Source organism: Bradyrhizobium sp. PRIMUS42 (assembly GCF_023006515.1).
Lineage (GTDB): Bacteria > Pseudomonadota > Alphaproteobacteria > Rhizobiales > Xanthobacteraceae > Bradyrhizobium.
The window spans coordinates 1-618 of the sequence record NZ_JALBGZ010001461.1; the positions used below are offsets into that span (position 1 = coordinate 1).

Here is a 618-nt window from a genome sequence, read left to right on the forward strand (position 1 = left end):
GATGGCGTCGGCGACCGCACCGCCCACGCCGGTGTCGATTTCGTCGAACACCAGCGTCGGCGCCGAACCGCGGTCGGACAGCACGACCTTGAGCGCCAGCAGGAAGCGCGACAGCTCGCCGCCGGAGGCGACCTTCATCAGCGGGCCCGGCTTGGTGCCCGGATTGGTCTGCACCCAGAACTCGACGCGATCAAAACCTTGCGGCCCCGGCGCGGCCTCGTCGGTCTCGACTTGGGTCATGAATTTCGCGCGCTCGAGCTTGAGCGGGGCGAGCTCGGCATTGACGGCCTTGTTGAGCTTCTCGGCCGATTTCTGCCGCGCCATCGACAGCTTCTTGGCGGCAGCGGAATAACGCGCATCGGCCTCGATCGCAGCCTGCTCCAGCTTCTTCAGCCGCGAGGCGCCGGCATCGATCAGCACGACGTCGGCGGCGTATTTAGCGGCGAGCGCGGCGAGCCCGTCGACCGGCGTCGAATATTTGCGCGAGGCGGCGCGCAGGGCGAACAGCCGCTCCTCGATGCGTTCGAGCTCGGCCGGATCGAAATCGGTTGCGGCGAGCGCGGCCTGAAGATGCTGGTCGGCCTCCTCCAGCGCGTTGATCGCCGCGTCGATCGCCCT

Annotated in this window: 1 pseudogene; it reads right to left on the bottom strand. The window is 68.0% G+C overall.

The features are described 5' to 3' along the window. Positions 1-618, bottom strand: a pseudogene (locus tag MOV75_RS41075) (DNA repair protein RecN); the annotation flags it as partial.